The organism is Phenylobacterium sp. (assembly GCF_046590535.1).
Lineage (GTDB): Bacteria > Pseudomonadota > Alphaproteobacteria > Caulobacterales > Caulobacteraceae > Phenylobacterium.
The window spans coordinates 1-7619 of sequence record NZ_JBKJTG010000247.1; the positions used below are offsets into that span (position 1 = coordinate 1).

6 protein-coding genes are annotated in these 7619 nt (G+C 69.1%); 2 read left to right on the forward strand and 4 right to left on the reverse strand.

The window, feature by feature from the left end; genetic code table 11:
• Positions 1–520: 520 nt before the first annotated feature.
• Entirely contained in the window at positions 521–1354 is an 834-nt protein-coding gene (locus ACLL81_RS15440) for an alpha/beta fold hydrolase (RefSeq protein WP_411289251.1), read from the forward strand.
• 117 nt (positions 1355–1471) lie between these two features.
• On the opposite strand, the gene ACLL81_RS15445 is transcribed toward ACLL81_RS15440, so the two are convergent.
• Positions 1472–2164 carry an alpha/beta hydrolase gene (locus tag ACLL81_RS15445; RefSeq protein WP_411289252.1) on the reverse strand — a complete coding sequence of 231 codons (693 nt, stop codon included), beginning with the start codon at positions 2162–2164 and terminating at the stop codon, positions 1472–1474.
• A 168-nt stretch (positions 2165–2332) separates the two neighbouring features.
• Here ACLL81_RS15445 and ACLL81_RS15450 point away from each other — a divergent pair, with 168 nt between their 5' ends.
• The gene (locus ACLL81_RS15450) at positions 2333–2893 is read left to right on the forward strand and encodes an acyloxyacyl hydrolase (protein WP_411289253.1); all 561 of its coding nucleotides are present in this window, start codon (positions 2333–2335) and stop codon (positions 2891–2893) included.
• A gap of 49 nt (positions 2894–2942) precedes the next feature.
• Here ACLL81_RS15450 and ACLL81_RS15455 read toward each other — a convergent pair whose 3' ends face one another.
• The 3 genes from ACLL81_RS15455 to ACLL81_RS15465 are packed head-to-tail and all read right to left on the reverse strand — an operon-like array spanning position 2943 to position 7277.
• On the reverse strand, positions 2943–4025 hold the full coding sequence (locus ACLL81_RS15455; protein ID WP_411289254.1) for a lipocalin-like domain-containing protein: 1083 nt from the start codon (positions 4023–4025) through the stop codon (positions 2943–2945).
• The gene (locus ACLL81_RS15460; protein WP_411289255.1) at positions 4025–6595 is read right to left on the reverse strand and encodes an FtsX-like permease family protein; all 2571 of its coding nucleotides are present in this window, start codon (positions 6593–6595) and stop codon (positions 4025–4027) included. Before ACLL81_RS15460 ends, ACLL81_RS15455 begins: the two co-directional genes overlap by 1 nt.
• On the reverse strand, positions 6585–7277 hold the full coding sequence (locus ACLL81_RS15465) for an ABC transporter ATP-binding protein (RefSeq protein ID WP_411289256.1): 693 nt from the start codon (positions 7275–7277) through the stop codon (positions 6585–6587). Before ACLL81_RS15465 ends, ACLL81_RS15460 begins: the two co-directional genes overlap by 11 nt.
• Between the last annotated feature and the right edge of the window lie 342 nt (positions 7278–7619).

Here is a 7619-nt window from a genome sequence, read left to right on the forward strand (position 1 = left end):
AAAGCGGGCGCGGAAGCCGGCTCTGGCACGGCACAGGGGTACCGTCAGGCGAACAGGCTGCCATCGGCGTTGTAGTAGTTGCGGCTGATCAGCGAACCGTCGCGGTAGCCGTCGAGCTGGTAGGCCAAGGGCTGGGTGTCGTAGGTGTCGATATAGCGTTCTGACGCCAGACCGTTGGTGTTGTCAGAGTAAGTCTTTCAGACAACTTCTGTCCGGAATCCGGCGAATGACCGTCGTGGATTTTGCGGGGTTTTTCCATGTCAGCCGCATCCCTCAATGTGGCCCTGCCGGCGCGGAATACTGCATTCGCGACTTAAGTTGACTACTCCAGAGCGTGCTATTGGTCGGACCCCATCCCTGCGGAAGGCGTTGTGGCCAGCGGGCTCGTGCGCCGCACCAACAGGTCGAACAGATGGCGGCACCGACCAGCGAAAGCGTACGTCCGAAACACCTTGCCAAGAGGGGCGCCGTCCACACATGGCGCTTTGCGGCCCAACAGAGCTGTCGTTAGTCTGACGTGATGACGTCCACCACCCCCTTCCGTTACCAGGGCGCCGACGGCGTGCCCCTCGCCGCCTTTCGCTGGGCCACGTCCGACCCGCCCCGCGCTATCCTCCAGCTGGCCCATGGGGCCGGGGAACACGCCGGGCGATATCGCGAGCCGCTGGCGCCCGTCCTTGCGGCCGGGTTTGCGGTCTATGCGGCCGACCATCGGGGGCATGGGTTGACCTCCGGGATGAGCCACCTGGGCGACTTCGGGCCGGGCGGGGCGCCCGCGTGCGTGGCGGACATGGCCGAGCTCTCAAAGCTGGCGCGGGCGGAAAACCCCGGCTTGCCGCTTGTCCTGATAGGGCATTCGATGGGGGCGATGTTCGCCCAGGCCTACTTGCTTGAGCACTCGGGGCTGATCGACGCCCTGGTGCTTTCAGGGACCACGGGGCCGGGACCGCGGCTTCCCGGGGGGCCGAACTCGATTTTCCCGAACCCGCGCACGGCCTATGACTGGCTCAGTCGGGACGAGGCGGAGGTGGACAAGTACATCGCCGACCCGCTCTGCGGCATCCAGTTCTCCGAGGCTTCGATGGCATCGTTCGTAGCGCTGCGTTCGCGGGAGCTTTCAGTCGAGGCGCTGGCGGGGGTGAAGCGAGGGCTGCCGGTCTATGTATTCGTCGGGGACGAGGACCCGATCAACCGGCGGCTGGAGGGCCTTGAGCCGCTCATTGCAGCGTATCGGGGCGCGGGGCTGAGCGTGACCCTGAAAGCCTATCCCGGCGGGCGGCACGAGATGCTGAACGAGACCAACCGGGAAGACGTGGTGCGGGACCTGCTGGCTTGGCTGGAGGCGCACACCTAGAGCATCTCCCGAAAAGTGTGACGCGGTTTTCGGACGAAAATGGCTCTAGCCTCTCGGAACAGGGCGCTCCTTACCTTTCCGCTCCATCAATGTCGCGCCGGGGACCTTCCAGCCGAGCTACCGCAACGTCTCCGACGAGGTTCGTCTCGGGCTCGCCAGCGCCCCGGCCAGGAAGCTCCCACCCAGCTGTAGCCCCGCGGCGTCGATGCTGTGGCCAAGCCCCGGTGATGTGTGCGCTTCGATCTCAAACCCCAGGGCCGTCAGCGACGTCACGGCCTCCCGCAGGGCCGTGAAGGGAACCATCGGATCAGCGTCGCCGTGGACCAGCAGGACCGGCGGCCTTGTCTGCCCTTCGGCTGCCAACGCCTCGGGGTCGACCAGCATCCCCGAGTAGCCGACGACACCGGCCAGCGCGTGGGCGCGGCGCGGCGCAATATGCAGCGCCAGCATCGTTCCTTGGCTGAAGCCCACCAACGCGAGCCGGTCTTCGGTCAGACCGTAGCGGGCGAGCTGGGCGTCGATGAAGGCGTTCAGCGCGGGCGCGGGCTGGCGAACCCCGGCCTCCCGGCCGCCACCTGCCCCGCCTGTCAACGCCCACCACTGAAAGCCGCCCGGCGCGCCAGGGCAGGGTTGCGGGGCGTTGGGCGCGAGGAATACGGTGTTAGGCAAGAGGTCACGCCAATAGGGCGCGAGGGCGATCAGATCATCTCCGTTCGACCCAAAGCCGTGCAGCAAAATGACCATGGAATGGGCGTCGCCACCGGAAGCTGGGGGGACGATTGGGCCGTCAAGGCGGGCAAGCTCAGACATGATCCGGTGTTGAAACGCTGCGACCGCGCGGTCAAGGGCCACCGAGGGCGGCGGATGCAGGGCAGTTCGCTGCGCGCAACTCAGCGCGCCGCCAGGCCTCGATCAGGACTTGGACGAAATCGGCCGCCCGGCGTTCCGGTTCAGAACTAGATAAAGCGGATCGAGGCGATGAACCACGACGAGAGAACGACCCGGAGCAGGGCTTTGATCTGCCTGCTGCCGCTGCTTTTGCTGGCTAGTCCGGCGGGACCTGTTCAGGCTGGGGAAATCCTCAGTGGCGTGCTGGGCCACGATGTTGAGACTCCCCTTACCCTCGGTGGCTATGAAGGTGGCGCAGATCTTCAGCTCGGCTGGCGCGGCGCTCGCATCGGTGCGCTGCGCGTGATTGGGTCGCCTTCACCGTATGTGTTTGGCTCCCTTAGCACCGCTGGGGAGACCAACTTCGCTGCTGCTGGCTTGAGCTGGCGGATTGGCGGCGATTTGTATGTCCGGCCAGGGATCGGCGTCGCGGTTCACGACCGCAAGAGTCTCATAATTGGCGAAGACCGCTTCCGCCGTGACCTAGGATCACGGGTCCTGTTCGAGCCAGAGATCGGGGTCGGTTACCAATTGAACGAGAGGCTTTCGATGGAGGTCACCTGGGTCCACATCAGCCAAGGCCAACTTTTCAGTGCGCAAAATCCCGGGATGGACAGCATCGGCGTCCGGTTGAACTACCGCTTGCGCTAAGGACCGCGAGCTTTTGGCGCGGGCAGTCACCTGCCTCGCACGCCACGGCTCAAAGCGTCAGCGGCGACACGTAGCCGGTAAGCTCGAGGTAGCCGCGCCCGCCAACGGTGCGAACCGCGCCTTCCCAATAGACGGGGCCGCCGGTTTGGCGGCTGTCGAGCTCCTGGTCGTCGAACACCGGCGTCAGTGGAAAGCTCCGCGCGCCCTTTGGCGTGCGCACCTCCACCACACGTTCGACGGGATAGCGCCCGCCCGTGCGCGGGGAACGCCAGTGTCGCGTCGTGGTGAACTGGACATCCCCCGGGCGGAACGTAGTGACCCGTCCGTCCGGGGCTCGCAACGAACCGCCGGCCCAGATCGCGCGACCCGCCCGGTCACGGACCTGGAAGGCGGTCAGAGCCCCGCCGTCGTCGAGGTTCAGGCCTACCCAATCCCATCCCACTGCGCGCGGATCGAGCAGGGTCGACGACCATTCGTGGTCCATCCAGGCCTTGCCGGTCACCGCCACCCGTCGGCGCCCTCGGGCGACCGCGCCGGACACCGCCAGGTGCGGCAGGCTGTAGTAGTGGCTGGCCTGGGTGCTCAGCGGCCCCTTGCGGCTGAACCCACCCTCCCCCTGCAGCAACACCGGCTGGGTCGGGGTGATGACCAGGTCCAGGGCAAACTCCCGGCCTGCCACTTGAGCGGTGAAACGTCCGTCCGCCCCCCGCCGGAACCGCCAGTCGTCGATCGTAACGTCGGCGTCCTCGGTCGAGGCCTGCGCCAGACCTAGCCCTTGCCGGGCGATCCGCCCGTCGTGCAGAAGCCGGCCGACGGTCGGATCGGAGAGACCGGCGTGGGCGAACAGGATCTGGCCCGGGGAGAAGGCGCTGGGGTTCTCCGGATCCACCGCCAGCCGGCTGCGGAAGAAGGTGATCTGGAAGCCCAGGTCGCGGCCCTCCGGCGTCTTGAGCCAACCGGTCACGTACCACCACTCCGTCCGGAACTCGGGGTGGGCGCCGTGATCGCGGGGAAAGCTCAGAGCCGCCCCGGCCCGCACGGCCGGGAACGGCGGGGGCGAGGCGGCCCAAGCCGCCGGCGCGAGCAGGAGGGTGGGGACCGCCAGGACAACTCGCCGAGAGATGCGGCGCATCACCAGTCCTCCCGCACAGCGCGTACGGCGTCGATGGATAGCGCCCGGCGCCCGGCCAGCACCGCGGTGATTGCGCAGGCGGCGACAAGCGCCCCGGACAGGTTGGCGAACAGGCCGAGCGGTAGCCGGGTTTCCATGGTCCAGTGGAAGGACTGCGGATTGACTACATGGATCAGCACTTGGCTCATCGTCAGGCCCAAGCCCAGGCCCGCCACCACGCCGATGGCGCCCAGCAGAGCGCCCTCCACCGCAAGCATGCCGACAATTTGTCGGCGGAGCACGCCCACGTGGCGCAGCATCCCGAACTCCTTGGTGCGCGCCAGGGTCTGGGCGGAGAAGGTGGCGGCCACGCCGGCCAGCCCCACCGCGATGGCGATCGCCTCCAAGGCATAGGTGAGGGCGAAACTGGAATCGAAGAGGCGAAGCGCGACGGCGCGCATCTGCCGCACCTCAATGAACTGCACCTGCTGGGCGAGGTCCGGCGGCAGGGCGGCGCGAATAGCGCGCACCACCTCCTCCCGCCTCTGCGCGGGCCCGAGCGTGACGGACGCTTCGGTGCGTAGCGCATCGCCGGTCAGCCGAGTGTAGTCCGTATCGTCCAGGGCCACCGCCCCCGACTGCCGGGCATAGTCGCGCCAGACCCCGGCCACCATGACCTTGGGCGCCCCGGGAAGCGGCAACACCAGCCGGTCTCCCACCCCCCAGCCATACAGCCGCGCGGCAGGCTCGGAGAGCCAGACCGGCGTGGTCCCGGCGGGGACGCGGGCGGTGCGTCCGATCAGCGGCAGGCTCGCGGCGGGGTCCGCGCGGTCGATGGGCCGAACAACCAGCACGGCGGGGGGCAGATCGGACGACAGGCGCAGCGTTGCGGACTTCTGAAAAATGACCGCGCCCACTCCGGGCGCGTGGGCGATCCGCGCCTGCTGTTCGGGATCGAAACCCCCGCTCTCCACCCGGAACAGCAGGTCGCCGGGAAGGATGTCGCCCAGCCAGTCCTCCACAGACCCGCGGAGGCTGGACACCATCACGCCCATGGCCACCATCAGGCTGGCGCTGGCGACGATACCGCAAAGTGCGACGGCCGCCTGCCCCGGCGCGCCCCACAGTCGCTGCATCGCCAGGTCGACGGGAACGCTGCGGCGACCGATCCGACGCAGCGGCGACAGCAGCCACCGGGCTAGCCAGGGCATCGCCGCCACCCCGCCAGCCAGGATCAGACCAATCGACAGGTAGCCGAACAGGGGCAACCCGCCCACCGGCGGCGCGACCGCTGCCAGGCCGCCGGCCCCCAACAGGCCCAGGGCCCAGCGGACCGACGGCGCGGTGTCCGGGTCAGTAGGATCGCCCAGATCCTTAAGCGCGATGCCGGGCTGAGCGCGGGCGGCCTCGAGCGCGGGTAGCAGACTGCCGACGATCGCGGCCGCGAGGCCGAGGCCAAAAAACAGCAGCAGGGGCCCAGGCTGGACGACCAAGTCGGGCGTGGCGCCCCGGAAGTAGCCGCTGCCGAGATCGCCGCCGAGCAGTCGCAACGTGGCGACCGCGACGCCCTGGCCGAGGCCCAGCCCCAGGAGCGCGCCCACACAGCCGACCAGGCCACCTTCCACCAACACCTGCGCCAGCAGGCCCCGGCGTTCCAGGCCCAATACGCGCAACAGCGCGAACTGCGGCCGCCGGCGGGCGACCGACAGCGATTGGGCGGAGTACACGAGGAAGCCGCCCGTCAGCAGGGCGACCAGGGCCAGCATCTCCAGATTGACCCGGTAGGCGCGAGTCAGACTGTCGCCCCGCCGGACTTCAGAGCGCTGGGTGACGACTTGGGCGTCGGCGGGCAGCGCGGCCCGCAGGTCCGCCTCGAACCGTTCGAGGTTGACACCGGGGGCAAGCTTCACGTCGAGGCGTTGCAGCCGTCCCAGACTGCCGAACCGCCACTGCGCCGCGGCGATGTCGATCACCGCGATTTGCTGCTCCGAGGCGCCTTCCGGCAGGATGCCCCGGACCACGAAGCTCTCGCTCCGCCCGGCGGCGGTGATCACCACCTGGTCACCCGGCCGGGCGCCGCTTGCCGCAAGCGCCGCGCGCGACAGCGCTACGGCGGTGGGATCGAAGATGGCGGCCGCCTGCAATCCGCCGGCGCCGGCCATCCCGCCCGCGGGCGGGGTGAGCAACAGGGGCGTCACCGCCACCGCCCGGAGCGGATCGACCCCCAACACCGTCAGGGCCCCGCCCTCGAAAGATTTGGGCGCCGCCCGGCCGAACCGCGCCGGCAGCTCAACGACCGGGCTGACGGCCGCAACGCCCGGGGTCCGGGCGAGCCGCGGGTAGAGCTGCTCGTTGAAGCCCAGGGGCGTGGTGGCGCGCACCTGCAGGTCGGCGCCCGCGTTCACGGCGCGCACCGCGCGGGCCAGTTCGGCCTGGGCCGAGCCGTTGACCAGGTGGACGGCAAAGCCCAGGGCCACGCCTATGGCGATCGCCAGGGCGGCTATGACCACCCGTGCGGGGTGGGCGCGCCACTCGCCCAGCGTCATCCACGCCAGCGCCGTCCGGCTGACGGGCCGGCGCTCAGCGATCATCGCGTGGGACCAGGCCGTGAACGGTGAGGGTCAGTCGCCGATCGGCCACCGCCGCCGCGCGGTCCGAGTGCGTCACTAGGATCGCCGCCGCCCCGGACGCGCGCACCTCAGCCACGAACAGATCCAGGACCCGGTCGGCGGTCTCGGGGTCCAGATTTCCCGTGGGCTCGTCCGCGAGCACCACCGTCGGACGGTGCACCAGGGCCCGCGCCACCGCGACGCGCTGCAGTTCCCCGCCGGAGAGCTGAGACGGACGCGCGGCCTCCCGCCCCGCCAGTCCAACGGCGGCCAGCATGGCGTTGGCGCGCCCGATCGCCTCGGCCGCACCTACCGTCTGCAGCACCAGGGGCAGGGCGACGTTCTGGGCCAGGCTCAAGTGGGGCAGGATGTGGAAGGCCTGGAACACGAAGCCGATCCGGTCGCGCCGTAGGCGCGTCCGTCCATCGTCGTCGAGGCTCTCCAGCGCCACGCCGTCGATCGCCACGCTGCCGCCATCCGCCCGGTCGAGGCCCGCGGCGAGATTGAGCAGGGTCGATTTGCCGACCCCGGACTCGCCCATGATCGCCACAAGCTCCCCCCGGGCGACACAGAGATCCAGCCCGTCGAACAGGACCCGCCCGCCGGGGACGGACTTCCGCAGGCCCGTCAGGAGGAGCGCGGGCGGCGGCGGGAATCCAATCATCGCCTGAGACTAGAAGGCGCCGGGGTCGGGCGCCAACGGCATTGTCAGCCCAGAAAATTGGCGGGCGGTTAGAACGTCCCAGCTAGCCGATGGTGATGACCCGCTCCGCCAACCCGCTTCGCTCTTATGGCGCGGCCCTGAGGGAAATCGGCTGGTGGTGATGGAATCCTACGTGACAAAGACGCCGGACAAGGCGGCCACCCTCACCTTCATCAAGCCAGCCATGAAGGAGATCGGCAGCACCTAAGGAGGTGGGCCGCTGGCTGAACAACAGGGCGGAGAACTCACACCAACCGCTCCGACGACGACAACGGGCGATGGAGCGATTTCGGAGGATGAAGA